Source organism: Alistipes sp. An116 (assembly GCF_002161005.1).
Lineage (GTDB): Bacteria > Bacteroidota > Bacteroidia > Bacteroidales > Rikenellaceae > Alistipes > Alistipes megaguti.
The window spans coordinates 1-21,150 of sequence record NZ_NFLR01000003.1 but is presented as its reverse complement, the minus strand read 5'-3'; the positions used below and the strand labels follow the sequence as shown (position 1 = coordinate 21,150).

General features: G+C 45.3%; 11 protein-coding genes. 5 read left to right on the top strand and 6 right to left on the bottom strand.

All coding sequences use genetic code 11. The features are described 5' to 3' along the window. Window positions 1-72: 72 nt before the first annotated feature. Together mobB and mobA are read right to left on the bottom strand one after the other, a co-directional pair. The gene (gene mobB, locus B5E60_RS02560) at window positions 73-1,164 is read right to left on the bottom strand and encodes a conjugal transfer protein MobB (protein WP_087309330.1); all 1,092 of its coding nucleotides are present in this window, start codon (window positions 1,162-1,164) and stop codon (window positions 73-75) included. Then, entirely contained in the window at window positions 1,154-1,582 is a 429-nt protein-coding gene (mobA, locus tag B5E60_RS02555; RefSeq protein ID WP_087309506.1) for a conjugal transfer protein MobA, read from the bottom strand. Before mobA ends, mobB begins: the two co-directional genes overlap by 11 nt. 2,337 nt (window positions 1,583-3,919) lie before the next feature. Between mobA and B5E60_RS02550 the strand changes: the two genes are divergently transcribed. The 4 genes from B5E60_RS02550 (at window position 3,920) to B5E60_RS02535 (ending at window position 12,814) form a co-directional block, all read left to right on the top strand. Next, the gene (locus tag B5E60_RS02550; protein WP_087309329.1) at window positions 3,920-7,201 is read left to right on the top strand and encodes a helicase-related protein; all 3,282 of its coding nucleotides are present in this window, start codon (window positions 3,920-3,922) and stop codon (window positions 7,199-7,201) included. Between the two features lie 8 nt (window positions 7,202-7,209). Beyond that, complete coding sequence (locus B5E60_RS02545) at window positions 7,210-10,596, top strand: Eco57I restriction-modification methylase domain-containing protein (RefSeq protein ID WP_087309328.1); 3,387 nt, start codon at window positions 7,210-7,212, stop codon at window positions 10,594-10,596. Next, window positions 10,580-11,494 carry a hypothetical protein gene (locus tag B5E60_RS02540; protein WP_087309327.1) on the top strand — a complete coding sequence of 305 codons (915 nt, stop codon included), beginning with the start codon at window positions 10,580-10,582 and terminating at the stop codon, window positions 11,492-11,494. Before B5E60_RS02545 ends, B5E60_RS02540 begins: the two co-directional genes overlap by 17 nt. A 663-nt stretch (window positions 11,495-12,157) precedes the next feature. Continuing rightward, on the top strand, window positions 12,158-12,814 hold the full coding sequence (locus B5E60_RS02535) for a GIY-YIG nuclease family protein (RefSeq protein ID WP_446697989.1): 657 nt from the start codon (window positions 12,158-12,160) through the stop codon (window positions 12,812-12,814). A gap of 65 nt (window positions 12,815-12,879) precedes the next feature. On the opposite strand, the gene B5E60_RS02530 is transcribed toward B5E60_RS02535, so the two are convergent. The 4 genes from B5E60_RS02530 to B5E60_RS02515 are packed head-to-tail and all read right to left on the bottom strand — an operon-like array spanning window position 12,880 to window position 19,127. Continuing rightward, a complete protein-coding gene (locus B5E60_RS02530; protein ID WP_087309326.1) occupies window positions 12,880-13,737 on the bottom strand; it encodes a DUF7281 domain-containing protein in 858 nt (285 codons plus the stop codon). 9 nt (window positions 13,738-13,746) lie between these two features. Beyond that, complete coding sequence (locus B5E60_RS02525) at window positions 13,747-17,397, bottom strand: ATP-binding protein (protein WP_087309325.1); 3,651 nt, start codon at window positions 17,395-17,397, stop codon at window positions 13,747-13,749. After that, complete coding sequence (locus B5E60_RS02520) at window positions 17,381-17,938, bottom strand: condensin complex protein MksE (RefSeq protein WP_087309324.1); 558 nt, start codon at window positions 17,936-17,938, stop codon at window positions 17,381-17,383. Before B5E60_RS02520 ends, B5E60_RS02525 begins: the two co-directional genes overlap by 17 nt. Further along, window positions 17,928-19,127 (bottom strand): hypothetical protein, encoded by a 1,200-nt coding sequence (locus tag B5E60_RS02515; protein WP_087309323.1) that lies wholly within the window; start codon window positions 19,125-19,127, stop codon window positions 17,928-17,930. Before B5E60_RS02515 ends, B5E60_RS02520 begins: the two co-directional genes overlap by 11 nt. A 605-nt stretch (window positions 19,128-19,732) precedes the next feature. Here B5E60_RS02515 and B5E60_RS02510 point away from each other — a divergent pair. Continuing rightward, complete coding sequence (locus B5E60_RS02510; RefSeq protein WP_162611584.1) at window positions 19,733-20,944, top strand: DUF3883 domain-containing protein; 1,212 nt, start codon at window positions 19,733-19,735, stop codon at window positions 20,942-20,944. Window positions 20,945-21,150: the final 206 nt, after the last annotated feature.

The following is a 21,150-nucleotide window of genomic DNA, read 5'->3' as shown; positions in this document are numbered from 1 at the left end:
GCCGAACGTGATCCGCGTATCATTCCCGACAATTACAACCGCTGGCAGCTGCGTTTTCAGATTGAGTTGGGGTTATAATTTTCTCTTCAATATTTTTTTAGTCGCTGTCTCTTTTTTCTTGGTTTTGACGAACCTTTCATTGAAGGCGTTTGCCGAGTACCTTTTCCCGAGTCGGTAACCATTGAGCACACAGCGATTCTCGTGATCGATGAATGTGACGCCGGTGATTCGGTTTTGATCATTTCGGCGCAGGAATAAATCGATGTGATGGGTTTTCAGTCGTTTGCGCAACTCCTCTTCGGATGGCGCCTCGTTCAGCGCCTCCTCTACATGATGTAATGTCATTTTATGAAGATTGGCGGACTTGATCTTTTCTGGGGAACTTGCCAGAATTGTCTCGACCTTTTTCAAGGAGGCGTCATCTCCCAGGCTGGACGCTTTCATCGGCGTCACGGGTGCTTTTTCCCCATTCTCATCCAGCACGGTATATACCAAACCGTGGTATGGCCTTCCTGCACGTGATCCTTGCAATTCTTCTACACCGATACGATACAGGGCGAGTAGTGCTCTCAATTCACCCATGGTCTGAAACCGATACATGGCGAGTGCCGGTTTAACCACGGCGGCGATCTGATTCTTCAGGTCGCCTCTGTGGTAATCTACGGGTTTGAGTTGCCATAGAGTAACTTGTTTTTGTTTTTTCGCCGGATGAAGGTGGTATTTCTTCTCCAACTCCTCGGTCACGGCAACGCTTCGTCTGTTGCGATGGCTGTCATTGATCTTGCGCCCGGTTATATCGACCTGTGTTGTAACAATATGGATGTGAACCCTTTCGATGTCGGTGTGTTTGTAGATGATATGGGGTTGGTTCCCCCAACCCATTCCATCCAGGTATTCTTCGGCCATCGTGATCAGTAGTTCGTCGTCAATCTCATCCTTGGGGTCTGGATTCAGGGAGATATGTACTATGGGCTTTTCAGTCCTGATGCATTCGGGCATCGAGTTGTGAAACTCTTCGGCCATCTTCGAGACATTGTATTTCCCGTCAGGATCTTCAAATATCAGTCTTGTCGACAATACGGAAGCCTTTCCCTTGTTGACTTTCAACTGATTGTAATTCAGAATGCCATACGCATTCTTTCCGGTAGTTATGTTAGCTATCATTTTGTCTTAATTTTTGAACTGTGGCAAAAATCTTCTCACTGACAGCAATCAAATTGCGTGTTTCATTCTCCAGTTTATAGAGCATTGCGAGTGCTTTTTTCTGCGAGAAATGGATGTACAGCATCTTTACAACCTGATTGTAATTGACTCCGATTTTACGGTATAGAGCATGGTGGGAGGATAGAATGGTTGCAATCTCAGTCACGCCTCGATCCATTTGGATGACGCGAAATGCTTTGTCAAAGACCTGTCCCTTGATGAAACGAGCCATAGAAGGCACACCGGATTTCTCGAACATGGTCAGGAAACGGGCGTATTCTTCGTCCGTAAATCGGACCATGACGCATTTCTTTGCCGGATCGGCTTTGCGAGGCCTGCCCGGTTTTCCTTGTTTGCTGCGAGAAATTAGGTCTTCCATAGTATCCATTTTTGCATGGAGGAGACGAAGCTCCTCTGTGTTTAATGTGGACCGATATCCTGCAGACTACAATGATCTGTTTTTGCCCTTCTGTCTGTGCGGAGGGGAAGGATTTGGTCCGGTCATGTTTCACAAGGCAAAGTTACCGAGAGGAATCATTGGTTGTATAAGGGGACGCGACGCCAACCACTGCCACACCGACGCCAACCACTGCCACGGACAGAATATAGCAGGTAGCTGGGGCTGGGATGTTCACGGATTGAGGGTTAAAGACATGCCTGAGAGGAAAAGTTTCCTTTGTCCTATCAGACCGCAATAAAACATTATGTCGAGCTTGGTCTTCGCGTGAGAAAAGACCCGCAGAGTCAAACGTTGCAAGTGGTATTTGACACCATCGGGTGTAATACCTACCAACCAGGCCAGAGCTGCATGTGACATTCTCGGGCGTCGACCATTCTCATTTAAGTTCTCTTCCTGGGCAAAAACTGAGGTGGTTTTGGGGCTGTTTTCTGGGTAGTCTATGTCTTTGCAATTACTCAAAAAATAAACTCGATAAATGGTGTGCAACCTACTTTTCCTCCACTGACAGCAATTGTTTGGTCATATTTGGGTGTGCCCATAAGCCGGTTTTCCAGGGCATTTTGTGCACAAAAGAATGGTCCTTAACCGCCGCAAAACATGGTAATAATTGACAGAATTTTTATGGAATTGAGCGTGTGAGAAGGCCATTGTGGCGGCTAATTCCTTTGTCTTACATTGCTTATGTGTATGAAGAAAGGGTCGTGTTACGGCCTCGATTTGAGATGGAACAAGCCATTGAATGTTCGTCATATCTCGTGATTACAGTCAGAAAACCGATGTGATTTTCATCCGAGAATCGAAACATAATATCCCCCATTTGTCGGAGCAGCCTTTGAAAGTCTGCTCCTTTTCTTTTGCCCGTAGGACGCAATTATACCTTCCAAGGACCCCATTTTTAAGCGAAGGGTGCCGGACACCCTTCGGCGGTTAAAATCCGGTCTCGGCACATGGGGTGCCCTGTAAAAAACGACGACTTCGGAGGAGTTTTCCACCCCCTTGCGGGCAAGCTGTTTTCGTTACCGAGAATATTTCGCGTAACGGAAAACACAGCTTGCCGGGGGCAAAACATATAATGTTTCTGACCCCCAAAAACGGGTCGAATATCACGTCCCGTTCCCGCTTGTTCGCCGGCCAATCTGAAGAGGCGAACCGCCCGTTCCCGAAGTCGACATCGGGAACAAAACCGATCAAAAAAGGAAGACCCGCAGAGCGTCTTATTCAAAAAGGCCGACTGACTGATTGACGTCAGTACTGACTGACTGAAGTACTGACTGACTGAAGTCACGGTCTTACTGTTGTGTTGTTTTGCTGTTGTGTTGACACACTGTTTTGTTGTTTTACTGACGTACTGTTTTGCAGGCTCTCTGTTTTGTTGTTTTGCGGACATATTGATTTGCGGATACCAGTTGGATACATAGGGCTGGAGCGACAACAAGGCTTCGGCCGTTGTCCACATTCTTGCCTTGAGATGGGTTGGCCAATACACGAATGGCGGAGGCCCGATAAACACACGGCAGGAACCGCAGAAACAGGCCGTGCACCTCAAAAACCACCGCGGAGCATACTTTATGCCGCCGAATTTCATCGCGGCTCAAACGCGAGAAAAACGGGCAATAAATTGGTCTAAGGTAGCAACGGGGATCGAGAACGGTGGACGAAAGATGGGCCAGGGAACGAGAGTCACGACACACAGCCGAAGCATGGTTTTTCTCCTTTCCATCGGTAGCATCTTCAAAAGCGGGCCGGAGCGAATACGACAACCTTTTCCGCGGGGAAAGGGCTCCACCGAAAGAGGTTTTTCTCTGCGGAAACCCCACCGGGGCCTGAGGTTGGCATTTCGCTCCGGACCCTTACCTTGCTGCCGGATGAAAAGGAGCTGAACTCACAACCGCCCGTTGTCGTTCCACCCATAATACATCCGAAATAAACTAAGCAGAAAATTGAGGGCCAAACACATGTATCTTAAAATAAATCCATTTAACCTTAAAGCTAACCGACAACACAGACATTATAGTGAGATTTCATACCTCAACGTAAAATATCACAAATCACTTCTACGTATCATCATCTTAAACTAAAAAATTCAACAAAGCTATGAGTCTAGAATTACTCCCATATTCGGCTAATTTGATTAACTTTGTAAATAAATACCTATCCCAGAGAAGATCAAATAGGATAATCTGCTAATGTTGCAACTAGCCTACAGATAGACTTGAAAGATTTAATAACAGACAAAGACGAGCGCGAATAAACAATATGGATAGTCAATTCATAACCAATAAAGAGAACGTACTCTCGGACATCATCAACGCGATTCTACCCAAGTGTAATCATGCCTACTTCCTGGTCGGATATTTTTATTTCTCCGGCTTTGCCGAATTATGCGAACAGTTGAAGGATATCAAGTTGAGAATCCTTGTTGGGCTGGAGGTGGAACGAAATATCATCAACGGCATAAAGGAGGTAGAAAATTTTGTCAGCGAAAAGAAGTCACGAGGACAAATTCGAGAAGAATTTTACAATAGCTTCGTTGATATATATAACAATACGGACTTTTTCGATTCGGAAGAGCAGATAGAAAAATTCAAACTCTTTTTAGAAAAGCTGGACAACGGGACGCTAGAGATCAAGAAAACCGCAGAACCCAATCATGCCAAAATGTATCTATTCCAGAACATGGAGTCCGAAACCATCATGGGCACCTTTCCCGGCACTATGATTACCGGCTCCAGCAATTTATCCGTAACAGGCTTGAGGAATCGTCTGGAACTAAATGTTATCTTACGCAATAAAACGGATTATGAAGCCGGGAAGGACGTGTTCGACGAGTTGTGGGATACAGCCATATCGGTTGTGGATGGCGATACGATTGATACGTTCAAGGATCGTGTTATCAAACACATCTGGTTTGAAAAACTATACGCACCGTACAAAATGTTTGTGCGGGTTCTGCACGAATACTTCAACATCCCGACAGATGAAAATATACTGACCCCGGCGGATATTACAGAAGGCACCTATTCCAATCTGAAATACCAAACCGACGCGGTGCAACTGGCACTGAACTCGATCAAAAATCATGAGGGAGTCATCATCTCCGACGTCGTAGGACTCGGAAAAAGCGTTATTGCTTCAACTGTCGCCCGCAATTTACGATTGCGTACAATCATCGTTTGCCCGCCTCACTTGAAACAGCAATGGGAGGAGTATAAGGATCAGTTCGGTTTTACCGCTTCCGTTTTCAGCTCGGGAAAGATTGAAGAGGCTTTGAAGCATTATCAGATGATTGCCAAACCCGATGAAAAATTTCTGATTATTGTGGATGAAGCCCACAAGTACAAGAATGAGTATATTCTCGATTACAGTATACTGCACAACCTCTGTATGGGTAACAAGGTCATGTTGCTGACTGCTACACCCTTCAACAATCGCCCCGAGGATATCTACTCCATGCTGAAGCTCTTCCAGATTCCGAGTAAATCGACTCTTAAGACCGTAGAGAATCTGGGCACGGCATTCAAGGAGCTGATTGCGAGATATAAGGAACTGTCTGATTCGCAACGCAAAAAGAAGCTGTCTCAGGCCGAGATCAAAGCGGAGGCCGAGGCAATAGCTAAAAGCATACGCTCGATCATATCGCCGCTGGTGGTTCGCCGTTCGCGGTTGGACCTGGAGGATATTCCGGAATATCGGGAAGATCTGAAACGACAGCATATTTATCCAACCATCCCGGAAGCACCTATCGAACTGGGCTACAACCTGAACGAGGTCAAGGATCTCTATTTGCGGACACTCGACCTGATTTCACCTTCGGACGAGGACAAAGAGAAGCACAAGGCGGATCCTGCATTCCGGTATTTCAAAGCCTCTCGATACAAACCGACTGAATACATCGTTCCCGACGAGAAATTGCGGAAGGAACTCGATAAGGAGCTCAACGAAAAGATGGGAACCGGACTGTATATGCTGGCTGGACGACAGGGAGTCGTATCCGATTTCATGCGTCGGTTATTGGTACGTCGATTCGAAAGCTCGGTCGCCGCATTTCAGGAATCTCTAAAGATGATGATTGAATCATTTGAGCGCATCCAGGCCTGGATTGAGAAGCGCGACAAGGTGCCGGTATACAAAAGAGGCATCCTGCCGGATGTAGAAGACTTTTATGAAACTTCGGACGATGATTTGACCGAGGAGATAACCGCCATGTTCGAGAAATACCAGGAACGAGGATTTTTCGAAATCGACATGAAATACATTCAACGCGAAAAGTTCATGGCGGACATTCAATCGGATCTGCAGTTGCTGAAAGATATTCGAATCGAATGGTTTGGTGAGAAGCCTCAAATCCGATTCGATTATAAACTGGATGCGTTCCGCAAGTTGCTGAAGAAGTTGCGCACGGAGGATCCGAAGCGCAAAATCATTGTCTTCACCGAGTTTGCCGATACGGCCAATTACCTGGGCACGGCGTTGCAGAATGACAATCTGGGCGTTTTCAAATACACCTCCAAGGAGGCCTCTTCGGCCAATAAAGAGACAATCCGCGCCAACTTTGACGCCGGATTGAAACCTCAATACCAACGGGACGATTATCAGATTCTGATTGCGACAGACGCCATATCCGAGGGATATAATCTACATCGGGCCGGGACGATTATCAATTATGACATTCCCTACAATCCCACCCGCGTGATTCAGCGTATTGGGCGTATCAACCGAATCAACAAGAAGATGTTCGACAAGTTGTATATCTACAACTACTTCCCGACGGACATCGGCGAGGCTGAAACGCGAACTAAACAGATTTCTACCCTCAAGATGGCGATGATTCACGCCATTATGGGTGAGGATACGAAGGCGCTGACGAGCGATGAGCAATTGCACGCCTACTTCAAGGAGCGATACCAGGCCGAACTGGCTAAAAGCGAAGAGCGCTCCTGGGATACCCGATACCGGAATCTGCTGAACGAACTGAAAGGAACGGAGGTTTATGCCGAGGCGCTGCAAATCCCGCATCGGGCTCGCATCGGACGCTCCGTCGAGAAGCCGAAATCGGGAGTTCTGCTCTTCGGCAAAAAAGGAAACGACTTTGTCTTCAAGATGGGGAGCGACACGGTTAGTGAACCAATCATGTTGACCTCTGAAGAGGCACTCAATCTGTTTGAGGCTACGCTTGAGGAGGCCTCGGTCGCCGTAAACGACCAGTTCGACAAAATCTATCAGCACGTCAAGAAACACCTCTTCAGAAATGGGACAACCGACGAAAAAGAGAAGTCGCGTCTCGAAGCCGTCGACAAACTGAAATTCTGGAAGAAGGGGAAAGTCCTGCCGCAGGACTATCTGGAGGATTTGCTGCGAATCATCCAGAATGACGGTCTGACCGGCGAGGAGATTCGCTTCATCAACAAGTTGACACCCAAAAACGTCAACCACCTGCTGGAACGAATCCCCGAAGAGTACCTTAATCGGGTGGTAAACAAAATGAACAAAGTGGAAGAGGGCGATGAAACGCTGATTCTCGCCGAACAATTTAATTAGTTGATACCATGAATTTTGACAAGAGATACGACAGACACGAGTTCCTTCGTTTTTTGGGTTCCTTCCTTCCGGAGGATTTTACCGAAAAGATCGAAGAGGTCCATTTCGACCACAAGACAACCTACATCCGTCTGGTAACCCGCCTGGGGCGGTGCCAATCGCTCGACCTGCTGGTCTATGAGATGCGGCATAATTCCGTGAACGATGCCCGTGTCGGGCTGTCAAAAGAGGCGTTCCGTTTTCTGGCCAACGAGTGGGAAGGACGAGCTTTGGTGCTGTTTGTCCCCGAGAATAACGATGCCAATTATCGTTTTTCGCTGATTACCATCGACTTGGATATGACAGAAAAGGGGAAAACGCTGAAACGCTACTCCAACCCACGGCGTTATTCCTATTATCTGGGCGAGGGCATCGCCTGGTATACCCCCAACAAGTACCTGAACGAGGCAGGACGTGTCAAAGATGAAAAGGACCTGATTGGCCGTTTCTCGGTCGAGGTACTGACCAAGGCCTTCTACCAGGAGTTGTCCGACTGGTATGCCTGGGCCGTCGACGTGGTCCGTTTCCCAAACAAACTGAACGACCCGACCGACGACGACAAGTTCAATGCCGAAAGTACCATTCGATTGGTCACCCGATTGATTTTCGTATGGTTCCTCAAACAGAAGCACCTGATTCCCGAGGAGTTTTTCGACGAGACCTATATCCGGGAGAATCTGCTCGAGAACTTCAATCCCAATACGAAAGTGGACCTGTTCTCCAAATCCAACGAGAGCAAATATTACAAAGCCATTCTTCAGAATCTGTTCTTTGCCATGCTGAACAGCCCGATCACCCCGGAAGGGAGTACGGAACTTTCAGAGAGGCATTTCAGAAACGGCCGCAGCGATTATGACAACAACAAGCTCATGCGCTACGAGTCCATGTTCAAGAATCCACAACTCTTCGTGGAGTTGGCCAATCGGACCGTTCCTTTCCTGAACGGAGGTCTTTTCGATTGCCTCGACGAGAAGGACAACGGAGTTTATATCGATGGATTCTCCGACCGCGAAACCGTGAAAAAGGCATTGATCGTCCCCGACTACCTCTTTTTTGGCGAGGAGGTTGGGAAGAACCTCGACCTTTCCGGCTGGTATGGCGATAACAAGAAAAAGAGAGTTTGCGCAAGCGGCATTATCGACATCCTGAAACGCTACAACTTCACCGTCGAGGAGAATACGCCGTTCGATCAGGAGGTCTCGCTCGACCCGGAGCTGCTGGGCAAGGTTTTCGAGAACCTGCTGGCATCCTACAACCCGGAGACACAGACCACGGCCCGCAAACAGACCGGCTCGTTCTACACGCCGCGTGAGATTGTGCAATACATGGTCGACGAGAGCCTGGTGGCCCACCTCAAACGCACCGTGGGCGACGAACTCGAGGAACAATACCGCCAGTTGATGCGCTATACCGACGAAGAGGTTCTCCTGACCGACGCGCAGCGCAAACAAATCATGCAGTCGCTCTACCACTGCAAGGTCCTTGACCCGGCCTGTGGTTCGGGAGCCTTTCCAATGGGCATGCTGCAACAGATGGTGCATATCCTCAACCGTATCGACCCCGACAACGAGATGTGGAAGGAGATGATGCTCAACGTAGCTATCGACGAAACCTCGGAGGCTTACCGCACGGCATCATCCGATGAGCGTCGGGAGATGATTGCTGACATCGAGCGAAGTTTCGACGAAAGTGTCAACCGCCCCGACTATGCCCGCAAACTCTATCTCATCGAGAATTGCATCTACGGAGTTGATATCCAGCCTATCGCCATTCAAATCAGCAAGCTGCGTTTCTTTATCTCCTTAGTGGTCGATCAGAAGGCCAACGACAATCCGGCCGAGAATTTCGGTATCCGTCCGCTCCCGAACCTCGAAGCAAAGTTTGTGGCTGCCAATACGCTGATTGGACTGGACAAGAAAGATTCCTCACTGTTCGACACGCCCGAGATTCTTGCCAAGAAGGAGGAGTTGAAGATTGCCAAGCACAAGATCTTCGGGGCCAAAACCGTGAAAACCAAACGGAAATACAAGGAGGCGGTCAATTGCATCCGGCAAGAGATTGCCGAATTGCTCCGCTCGATGGGCGCCATTGGGGAAAGTGAAGCTGCGGTGCTGGCCTCCTGGGATATGTTCGACCAAAACGCCTCTTCGCCCTTCTTCGACTCCGAATGGATGTTCGATGTAAAGGAGGGATTCGATATTGTTATTGGCAATCCGCCTTACGTTCTTCTTCAGAATATGCCAATGTCATTTGCCGATAAAGAATATATCGCAAACAATTATTATGTTGCTCAATATAAGATTGATTTATATCATCTTTTTTACGAGAAAGGGTTGGCTCTATTGAATAAAAATGGTATATTAACATATATCACACCGATCTCATTTCTTAAAAATAAATACAATAACAGGCTAAGGCACAAATTGGTTTCAGAATCAACAATTTGCACTTTGGTTCGATTCTTCATTCCTATATTTGAAGCTTCTGTTGACAATGTTATTCTAATATGCGAAAAAGGTATAAGGCCCAAATCTAAAATCAATTATATTGATATTAAAGACTGCTTAAGTAATCTTATATATAAAAAAGAAATAACAGGATCTGTATATCAAAATACGATTCTGCCTCCGTCTTATAATTTTGAAATAGACATAAATAAAGGAAATACTATAATAAATAAGGTTGAGCAAAATCCCCCTTTAAGATTATTTGCCAAATCATACTTTGGAATTCAAACGATTGATAGGAAAGCATATGTTTCACACATTAAAAAAGATGAACATTATTTGCCTGTTATAGATGGAGTAAATATTTTGCCATATATTTTAATTCCAAGTTCTGAATTTGTAAACTTTATTCCTTCTGCAATAAAAAGTGGAGGAAAGTCACAAGTATACAATCAAGAAAGAATAGTTGTTCGCCAAATTGGAGCATTTCCTGAAGGGTGTATATGTCCCTCAGGATTATATACCTTAAATACTATTTATAACATATATTTATGGAACAACCGACTCTCTCTCAAATATATTTTAGGCTTAATTAATAGTAAATTAATACATTATTATTGGTCTCTAAAATATAGTGATTCAAAAAAGACATTTCCCAAAATAAAGAAAGAGCCTTTGGATTCAATTCCAATCTGCGAACCGTCAAATAAAGACATTTGTAATAGCATCATATCATACGTAGATAGAATTATGATCGCAAAGGACAAGGATCGGAATGCTGACACCACATTGGAAGAATACCAGATTGATCAAATGGTTTATCATCTCTATGGCTTAACCTACGATGAAGTGTTGATTGTCGATCCTCAAACCCCGATCACCCGCGAAGAATATGAAAAAGGAATGTGAATTAAATATTCATTGTGAATACCCTCATAACTGGGATCAATATAGCGATAGGGAGCAAAAGAAGAAAGAAGGAGAATTTGATATAGTCTCATTTTTCTTAAATAATCCTCTTGTTAGAAAGCTATTTGCAGGAAAGAAGGATTTATATGTCACGTTTTGTGAAGAACCTGATTTTATTATAAGTCTAAATGATGTATCGTCTGCGAAAATAGGTTTAGAGATAACTCAATGCTATGCAACAAAAAAATACAATAGTCCGCAAATCAACTCTGATTTAATCAAATTATGCAAAACAGCCATTACGGAGGATGAGAAAGTCGCAAATTCTATTAAAGGGATAGATCATATTCAGGTGATATTTTCTCATGACATAATGACTGGCAACTTGCGATACGACAAACAAAAATTAAAACAAGAGTTTCAATTGTTCATTCTCAATGGAAACAATACAAGCGGAGAATATATACGAGATATAAAAACCTGGCATTCAGGAATATATTCGCCAAATGATCCGAAAATCATAGTCAATTCGGACATGATGTATTGGATACCTACAATTGATGCCGTTGTAGAGATGTTGGGCAATGCTAAAAAAGAAGAGACAACAACAGAAGGGAGCGAACAAAAAAACAAAGATCCCCAAAAAAAGTCAGTAAATATTAAAGAAATTGATCCGATTCGACGGTGTATTAGTGATAAAGAGAAAAAAATAGCAAATTACAAAAGCAATAATGATTCTGTTTCTCAGTGGTGGCTGTGTATAGAAATCCCGGAAGACGCGTATATGGATCCAAGATTATATCAATTGGTTCCTGGTTTTAAAAGCGAATATGATAAAATTTTTATAGTCTCCAAATCTATCTATGGCTACGGCGTACACTTAATATTTGAATCATAGTTAGACATTCCGATTATGCAGCCCGTATAATTCACAAAGAGTCTATGTAAAAAGTTTTCCTCTCAACAGAATAGAAAAACAAAGAAGAGAGTAAATAGAAATAAGTTATGGAATATATATGATACTGGGTTGTATAGATATGAAATTACTACGTTCAGTCTCTTCTCCCGATAAAAGAATGAGGGCAGAACGATACTGGTAATCAGCATGCTGCAGCGAGAAGTGCATTCCAAAGCGATATAGCCATGCTGTGCCCCTGAGGAAAGGATGTTCTATCGAAAAATCGCAAGTATGCAGGGCAAAAGACGGATCTTCATTTTCTCGAACGATTATTTTCATGCCGTAAAAAAGCGCATGGCAAGCAAGACATAATTTAATGCGATTGTGATGACCCTAATCGGGGAACTACGCTTTACAACCGCTCATCTGAGAATCTTCATAGTGCTGACGTCCGTTGATTTTCCCTACGCTCCGCTAAAGACCGATAAAGGGTCGGGATACGCGATAAAAAAGCCTTGTAGACGATGTGTTTACGAGGCTTTCTCGTTTTCGCCATTTCTTTTGAATGGCCAGGGTGCGAGCTGTGATGTAAAGTTGGAAGCCAGTACAGGGAACAGGGTATTGTATCTATCCCCGTTCTTTTGTATCTTTATCCTCAAAATCATGCAAATGAAAAAAGAAGCAGGATACGTATATATTCTGACCAATCCGAGCTTTAAGGAGGATTGGGTGAAGATCGGCAAGAGTTCCCGCCCAGTAGATGTTCGCTCGAAAGAGTTGGACAATACGGCCGTGCCTATGCCGTTCGAGATTTATGCGACACTCAAAACCTCGAAATACGAAGAGGTCGAGAAGTTGATTCACAAGACCATCGACCGGCTGACCGATTTGCGGATTCGTCAGAATCGGGAATTCTTCAACGTGCCTCCTGCTAAAGCGTTGGACATCCTGCGCGACATATCGACCACGCTCGACGATGCCGAGATTGATGAAGTTCATCTTAGGAATAAGAAAGCGGAGCCGGAGGAGCCGGAGGAGCCCACCGAGAACGGGAAGAAACGAGCTCGTTTCAAGTTCAGCATGGTTCATATTCCGATTGGAGCAACTCTGGTTTTCGTGCCGACCGGAATTGAAGTAACGGTCGCGGACGACGACCACATCGAATACGAAGGCCGCCTCTACAAACTCTCGCCCTTCGTCGGGACCTTTATGCCCGAAGAGCGCCGCAATACTTCGGGGGCATATCAAGGAGCAAAGTATTTCACCTATAAAGGCGAGCTATTGAGCGACCTCCGAGCCCGTTGCGAACACGAGGAATAGCTCTGAGCAACAAGGCGATTTCAGATTTGAAGTCAATCTTCAAACAAAAGACCTATTGTCAGAGATTAAGAGGGCTGATTCTCACAGATGTACCCCTCTTGATCATAAGCCTTTCGCTCGCGATGGATTAAATCTATCAAGTGCTGCAATTCAGGCACTTCGGATTTAATACTCTTAAATCGGTTATACTGTTCATCATATCTTTTCCTGGAGCCCGATTCCAGGCGCGATTCTACATCGTCCGGGATCAAATACGAAGAACGCTCTTTCCCCAAATACTGCTGAAAATCAACCAGGAATATATTTATTCCAGCCAGATCAAAATCGCCAAAATGCAGATAATGATTCGGGATAGCGCATAGCCATCTCCTTAGATCCGTGGATTGCGGATATCGGGAGACAAAGAGCACGCGGGTTGAGAGGTCGTGCGCCCGAAGATATTGTTCAAAGAATACTCGTTGCTGACGAATCATCCGGAAATTCTCCATATTCTCGACACCAATCACCACCACATCCTCCGGAATTGCAAAACGCTCCCAATCGGCGACAAAGAGGAAACTCCCCTCCTGCGGATTTACCACGAAAGGCTTCCCGTCAAGATGACACGCAATCGGTTCATAGCTATTCACCGGGAACCCCGGGCAGGAACGAACCATAACAAGTTTGGAGTTCCCGGTTTCCGCAGCCATTGAGGCACGGGAATTCGGTTGATCCACTTCGAGGATTCGATAGCTTTCATCCCGGTCTATGAGAAACCGTTTAAGAGCCTCCGGGTCACGAGCCCGATACGATTTTCTTGAGCCGCGAGACAGAACCAATAGCAGGCCTTCCGCCAGCAGCTCGTCAAGCAGCCGGCTGTTTAGCTTCGAACCTGCAACTTGTTCACCGGCCAACAATGCCTGTATAGATGCATTTATCGCCATATCATCCGACTAATTGATTCGTTGCAACAATTTCTCGATCCTCGTCTTCACGCCATGTTTACTGAGGAGGTATGTATAGCGATAGTCGTAAGGATTATACGACGTAGGTGAGCTGTTGATAAGATAGATATTGCGTGAGTTGGCGAACTGCAGGATCCCCTTTATATTGTTGGGATGCAGGCGTCCAATCTCATCCATCATGCAGTGGACGATGAAATCACCACTCTTTTTGGCCGCCTTTTTCTTAAAGACATTGATGAGCATGATATTGACCATCGCCTTCACAAGAATATCCGTACCATCCGATCCGACGTTATTGATACGTTCCACCCAGCCCGTGTCGTTGTCATTCTCTTTGACACGGAACTGTAGCCGGAAGGCATCTCCCAAGGATACCGTCGCACGATTGGGCTCGTTCTGCAACTGATGCGACAGACTCTTCAGATAATCGACGACCTTACGGTTCACTTCATCCTGGTTATTATCCGAGAAAAGATTCAGTTCGCCAATGGTGAGCGCATTATCCATCGTATAATCGTGAATAGAGATCAGCAACTGCATAAGCTTGTCGCTCGATGCATCGGCCCGGAGCTCAATACTCTTAATGACTCCGGCAAAATTCTTCTCCACGAAATCCCGGTTGATATCCTGTATCACACCATCCACATCCGCTCTTCGCTTCATAAGTGACCCAATCTCGGCCGAGATACGCCCCATGATGTCTTTGTAATGCTCGCTGGTCCGTCGGCGGAACTCCTCGATTTTGTTATTGTCCATGAAGTCCTGCAGATCAACCGCAATTTGCATGTAGTCAGCATCCGTCACCGGCATTGTGTTGAAGTGGAAAGCATTCTGAGGCTTAAAGTTCCGATTGAAGCTGACAACGACGGATTTCAATTTCTCGATTGATTCCCGTTTTTGATTGACAACTCCCCGCAATTGGCTCAAGAGCTGCTGACAATCCTGTTGCGTCTTCATCTTCCTGTCATCCGTGAGATATGCGTCAGGCACCAGATGCTCATTATCGAGCATCTGACGATAACGCTCCAGCCCCTCTCGCCTATGCTCCAGCTCCTTGAGGAGTTTTTTCTGACTCTCGTCCAACTCCGCGCACCGCCTCAAAATACGCTCCCGTTTTTCATCATAGTGTTGCCGGATCGAGGAGAGCTGCCGTTCAATAGCTTTCATGCCCTCTTTGATTTCCGGTTCCACGGCAAAGAGATTTTTTTCGGCATCACGATATCTGATAACTATCGGTCGTTCTTTATCAATTCTTTTTAACAGTCCCTGCAAATCTTCCAGCTCCTTACGATATTGCTCAAGCAGGTGCGTATCAACGCCTTTCCCGGCAAGCTCCTCGTTCTGCTGTTTGTCAAGTTGCTTCTTCTGATCGGCAAACTCCTGATTGCGCGCGGCGGCCTCCAGGTTTTGTGACGCCTTGAAGGCACGTAACTCCGCATCAAGAGCTTTGGAAGCCTTGTCGAATGCCGAATCAAGGTCCTTCAAATCTTTCTTGTTCTTCAGCTCATTCTTCTCACGGGCCTCTTTCTCCGATTGTACCTTCAAAACTGCCTCATTGCAAGCACGTTGACGGACTTCGGTCTCCCGAGCAATCTCTTCCTGTTCCTCCATCTCCAGTTTATGCCGCTGGATTTGCAATTCCTGACGTTTGCCGGGGATCTGTTCCTCCTCCACCTTCAATAAGGTTGCACTTTGACGAAGAGGATTAATCAACGCAGCATATTTTTTACGGAGTTTTCCTATTTCATCCTCATGCGTAGCAAGCAATTGTGCCAACTGGTGCTCTAACTGCTGCACCTGTTCTTCCAACCGCTTCTTCTCCGCCCTATACTCGTCGGGAGTACGATGGACCGAGTCAATATTATCCAGGTTTAACTGGATGCCGAACAGTCCATCGCTGGCACCGGACAGCCGAGGCTCAAGCCCCTCAGCGTATAAAACCCGCTCCTCATCAACGACCTTACCAATCGTATTTTCCCAGCCTTCCGTATTTTCACACAGCCACTTGTAAAGAGAGCCGTCCAGGTGAGCAAGCAAGCCATCAATTCTTGCAACTTGTTCGCGGATTTTGGAACGATCCGCCTCAAGATGTTCCTGCTCACGTTGAAAGGTCTGCTTTACATCCGCTTCTTGCATCTTGTACTCGGCGGCGAGCTGCTCAATCTGACTTTTCACCGCACGCTGCTGGGCGGAATTCTCGCTCTCCTTCAGATTCAATTGCAGGAGTTGTTCATCTACCTGCTTGATTGCATCGGCCATGGGGTGCCACTGACGAAGCTCCCGCAGCACAGCTTCTGCCCGATTCTGGTCCGCCAGCAACATTTGCCACCGCTCGTCCGAGTCATGCCTCCAGCTGTTGGAAACCTCGATGACCCGGTTCCGTTTTTGGGTGCGGTCCTCATCCAGCTTAACGCGCTGCTGCTGAAGTTCGGCCTGCTTGTTATAATATGCCTCTTTCTGGGAGTTCTCAAATGCTTGTCGGGCATTCTTCAGATTCCCTTTTAATACCTTGTATTTCTCCTCTATCGATGCATGGGTCCTCAGTAAACCATCCAACAGCGTCTGTTTATCCGTCGTCTCCTGTCGGATAGCGGTCTCTCGGTCGGCAAGAGCGAGGATCGGGCCAATCCCCAGTGCATCAAACTCTTTTCTCGCCTTCACTATATCCGCCAATTTACCCTTTTTGGCCCCGAGTTCCTGATTGAGCAGGGCTCTCTCCTTGTCGTAGTCTGCCGTCAATTCCCGCTCCCGAGTCCTTTCTTTCTCAATGCTGCTCTTTACCTCCTTCGCTTTTTCTTCCAGAAGCGGAATCTGTTGTTCACTATATGCAACCGCTTCATTCAACATATGCCACACGTCCAGCAATTGCTGATCGAGCGCGATAATCTTGCGCCCCTGGTCTGCAATCTTCATCGCCTGCTGACGCACGGGGAAACTACCATCACGGGACTGACGGAACCAGCAGTCTATCTCATCATACTCCCGTTCGAAGTCCGTAACAAGTCTTCTGTAGGTCTGCAAGTCAATCGGCAGATCCTCCTCTGTCATGGATTGTATCAAGGTGTTCTTCACAAAGTCGGCATCCAGCTTCGTATTCAGAAAAACATTCTGAATACTTCGTGGAATATTCTGATAATGCGAACTCTGCACCAGGGCATAACGTGCGTATTTGGAATCGCGGGTATTGCCGAAGATAATATCCTTGAACATGGCACCGGATTCGATTCTTGCGGAGACTGCCACATTCTTGTCGATGCGTTCCCGAATCCGGATCCAGTCACTCAACACCTGCTTGTCCTCGGTGATCAGCCATTCCCGCTTATACGGTGCATCAATAAACCGCCACGAAGCACGTCCCTGGTAGCGACCGACAAGGATCGTATATGCGCCATTTTCACGCATCACCTCATAAAGTATATACGAGTTTGACTGGCGGAAATAGAATTCATCAAACGGCTTCTGTCCCTGCTGAATGCCCAAACGATGCTTGTCGGCATTGTAGAAAAACAAGAGCGCTCTCAACACGGTGCTTTTACCCACACCCTGCGTTCCCGTAAAATGCACATTCCCATCTACAGCGATCTCGGCATAGGGGATATTCGCGCTATTTATAAAAATGACTTTATTCAGGTACTTCATCTTCGTTTGCAATTTGAATGATGTCAACCAACTCCTCTACATAACGGAATGCCGAAGTGACCTTATAGGTCTCGTCAAGCTCATTGACACACTCCGCAAAGCCCATACTCTGCATCTCCTGAAGCAGCTTGTTCACAATCTCGACAAGAGACCCCGCACCGTATTTCTTGAAAAGATGGTTCGCCTTCTCCTTCATCTCGATATCCAGGCTGATCTGCTCCATCAAATGGCTTTTACGGAACTGATACCCGGCCGTAAAGGACTGGTTATAACACTTCAGAAAGTCCAGATAGTCCAGCCATTTGGAGAAGCTGTCCAACTTCTGCTCAATGGACTGTTTACTCTCCCCTATTCGGGAAAAATAGAAGTAACCATTCCCCGCTTCGAGTTGCAGCCCAATCTCCCGAAAATAATCCGTATAATCCTCCAGATTCTCCTCTATATCCTCATACAGATGGCGGGTAGAGGCGTCGATGCTGTCGACCGAGAGGAATTCGCCCCGGCTTAAACGCTCGTATATTCTTTGGGTATTATTTCGCATAAATGATTGGATATTCAATATTTTGGTAGATGGCATATTCTCCGGTCATCCGGCATTCATCAGGATGCAGAATAACCAGCTGACAGAAGATTGCGGCATACTCCTCAATATTATGTTTTACCTTATAGTCGTATCTCAAGATGAAATCGAACAGATTATAGCTTGATGCCAGGAACGCATTCCATATTTCGGCAAGATTCACCTCTTTCAACAGTTGGACATGGTCCTGCAAATCATCATCCGTCAAAGGCTCGGCCGCTGTTCTTGCCGTTTTCTGGATTCCATTGCGCTCGGCGACGCGCTTCAGTAGTTTGATAATCTGATCGTTTCCTCGCAACATCTCCAGGGAGAGGCGGATCCGGCTGTATTGACGGGACTCCATCCAAACCGGATTCCGCTCTTCCAGCACCTTCGAGAGGTTCGTTTCACTCTTGATAAGCAGCTGATCTTGCAAATATTTCAGCTTCCGGATCTTTCTGTAGAGCTCATTCTGCTGGTCTATCTGATTGATGTACGAGATGATCTGCCGGTCAATCTCCATCAGCGCATGGTAGGCCTCAACAAAATCATGCTTCACATCGCTACAAGTCTTTGCCATGTGCGGGTCATTGGCCATGATGAAAAAAGCATGCTCATTATCCATCAGCTTCTCACACTCGCGTATCATGGCGCGAATGCTATGACTCTTCTCGTCCAGATTCTGCAGTTTCTTCTTTTTGATGACATAATTCGGCTCCTGCTTATAGGCATGATCCATATTACGCTTCAAATCCACCACATTTTTCAAGGTTCTGAAGCCGGTCTTCTTGAGAAGCTGCCGGACATTATCCTGATATCCCGCTTTACGGCTGGGATTGGTCTCCTGCAGAAAATAGCCGATATTCTCCTTCAACGTATTGATACACTCCTGTACACTCAACACGCTGATCTCCTCGTTGACATTCAGTACCTCCTCGAAAAAGTTCAGGTAGTCACTCTCAATCTCTACCATGTTGCCAGCTTCCACCAGCACACCATAGTCAATCAACTTCCGCAACCTGGCTTCATTTCCTCCGACTAGGTCAATAGCAAGTGCGACCGGAAACCTCATGAGTTTCCGTTTCTCAAACATCTCACTGAGCAACCCTTGCTCACGTGAGAGCGTTTTGGTCAACTCCTCTATGCTCCTAAAATGCGTCAGGACATCCATATATCTACAACTCTGAGATTGACTCTATTTTACTTTCACTATTGCGTATTTGACCGGCGTATAGGTTCCCTAGAAATCTGAACTTCAAGTAGTCATCCCAATGATCGCCTTATCGCCCAAGAAGAGGCTTCGATCACACAAAACCCCGTTTCACATTATTGCTCTAATGCAATTTACTATTTTTTATTCGAACAACAATCTATATTGCGCAAAATATATCTATTTACACAGGATAAAATTATTCTTAAGCAGCGTTAGATTAAAACTCCTCACAATTTCTCAATTGAATAAACGCAACTCAAATTTAGATATAAAGAATACGAACCTTATATGCATAACTGCATCCATAGACTAGGAAGTCTCATTTCAAGGATCTGTCACAAACTCAAACAACAAATTTCTCTCCGAACGACAATCTAAAACAGAGAACTATATACCAGACAGTACCCCCAAATTACCAGTTCCTAAACATCCATCCAAAGATTTTCCGCCCGAGCATGCGCCTACATCAAGAAATACCAGTCTCTTTCCAGACTAATCTCTAACCGAGAATTGATAATAGATCAATTTTTATGTATCTTTATAAGAATGAAACTCAAATTGATATGAATGATTTAACTCTTCAAGAAGCAAAAGCCTGCTATGCGCCTGAAGCTATTAAAAAGAGCCGGGCACAACTCTATTCCTTGAGAAAGCAGTTCATTACAGAATTTTCTCCTGAATTTATCCAAAGGATGAGTATCGAGGATTATATCGAAGGAAAAGGCAACACGAATAGTTTCTGTTATTGGGTCGAACGAGAACTTGATCGTCTTGGTTCAATCAGAGGCTCTTACGCTTATATGTTTGGGATCTATTACTCTGTTAAAAACGGAGATTATTGGTTTGCAAAAAAATTTGGAGATAACTACAAACGTGCTTTCGAAACAATCAAAACACAAATTCTTGACCTGCTAAATGCAGGCCTCAACAATGACACCCAAAACATCATAAGCAACAAGCTAGCTACGATGTTTAAGGGAAAAATACTATCATTATATTATCCAGACAAATACTTAAATATTTTCTCCAAGGAACACTTGATTCATTACCTCAAGGTATTTAATCTCGATACTGAACAACTGATCAAAAAAGACCCTGTCTATCTTAGAGAAGCATTGCTACGCTTTAAGAATGAGGATAAGGACATGAGAAGTTGGAGTAATGACATATTCAGCAATTTCCTATACACATATTTTGCTCCTAATGATAACAATAGCAAAGAGGGTGATCTAGATTTCCCTACTATCGAAGATTTTGAATACGTCGAGAATTTAAGGCTAGCCAATACACCCGATGAAAAAGATCCAACACATCAACCAACAAGCGGCAATCGAAAGATCAATTATGAAAAAGAGTCAAGAAAATTCCGAAAACTCGGAGAAAGAGGTGAGCATATAGTAATGATTGCCGAACGAAAAAGGCTAAAAGAACTTGGATATACAGATAAGCAAATTGATAAAGCACTTGCTCAGAAGTCAAGGTCAGATGACAGTTGTGGATATGATATTCTTTCTGTAAATGACGATGGTTCTCAACGATACATAGAGGTAAAAGCTACAACCGGAAAGGTTGGAGATATGTCTTTCTATTACACGATAAATGAACTCAATACAGCCAAAGAAAAAGGGAGGAATTACTACATCTATATAGTTTATGACATTCGCTCTACAAGGCCCAAGATATGGCGTATTAGAAATCCATTCATCAATGCAAATAAAATGGATATATCTCCAATACAATTCAAGGTTAGCCTCCACACCCAATCACATTCGTAATTTATTACGCCATTAAATAGATTGTATTTAATATGCTTGTGGAGCCGACCTTCCCCAATAGGTAAAAGTGATTCTTGTTCTCAGATCAACGTAAGCAACCGGTGAATACCGTATTGATTTGACAGAGAATATTACTATTAGGTCCGACTAGGTCCAACTTGTATAAAGTTGGCTCAAGTCGGACCTAGTTTGTACTACTTGGGAGT

What these genes read in the sequence shown, in the direction of transcription:
- mobB (WP_087309330.1), bottom strand. Translation starts at nt 1,164, where the DNA reads ATGATAGCTAACATAACTACCGGAAAGAATGCGTATGGCATTCTGAAT.
- mobA (WP_087309506.1), bottom strand. Translation starts at nt 1,582, where the DNA reads ATGGAAGACCTAATTTCTCGCAGCAAACAAGGAAAACCGGGCAGGCCT.
- B5E60_RS02550 (WP_087309329.1), top strand. Translation starts at nt 3,920, where the DNA reads ATGGATAGTCAATTCATAACCAATAAAGAGAACGTACTCTCGGACATC.
- B5E60_RS02545 (WP_087309328.1), top strand. Translation starts at nt 7,210, where the DNA reads ATGAATTTTGACAAGAGATACGACAGACACGAGTTCCTTCGTTTTTTG.
- B5E60_RS02540 (WP_087309327.1), top strand. Translation starts at nt 10,580, where the DNA reads ATGAAAAAGGAATGTGAATTAAATATTCATTGTGAATACCCTCATAAC.
- B5E60_RS02535 (WP_446697989.1), top strand. Translation starts at nt 12,158, where the DNA reads ATGCAAATGAAAAAAGAAGCAGGATACGTATATATTCTGACCAATCCG.
- B5E60_RS02530 (WP_087309326.1), bottom strand. Translation starts at nt 13,737, where the DNA reads ATGGCGATAAATGCATCTATACAGGCATTGTTGGCCGGTGAACAAGTT.
- B5E60_RS02525 (WP_087309325.1), bottom strand. Translation starts at nt 17,397, where the DNA reads ATGAAGTACCTGAATAAAGTCATTTTTATAAATAGCGCGAATATCCCC.
- B5E60_RS02520 (WP_087309324.1), bottom strand. Translation starts at nt 17,938, where the DNA reads ATGCGAAATAATACCCAAAGAATATACGAGCGTTTAAGCCGGGGCGAA.
- B5E60_RS02515 (WP_087309323.1), bottom strand. Translation starts at nt 19,127, where the DNA reads ATGGATGTCCTGACGCATTTTAGGAGCATAGAGGAGTTGACCAAAACG.
- B5E60_RS02510 (WP_162611584.1), top strand. Translation starts at nt 19,733, where the DNA reads ATGAATGATTTAACTCTTCAAGAAGCAAAAGCCTGCTATGCGCCTGAA.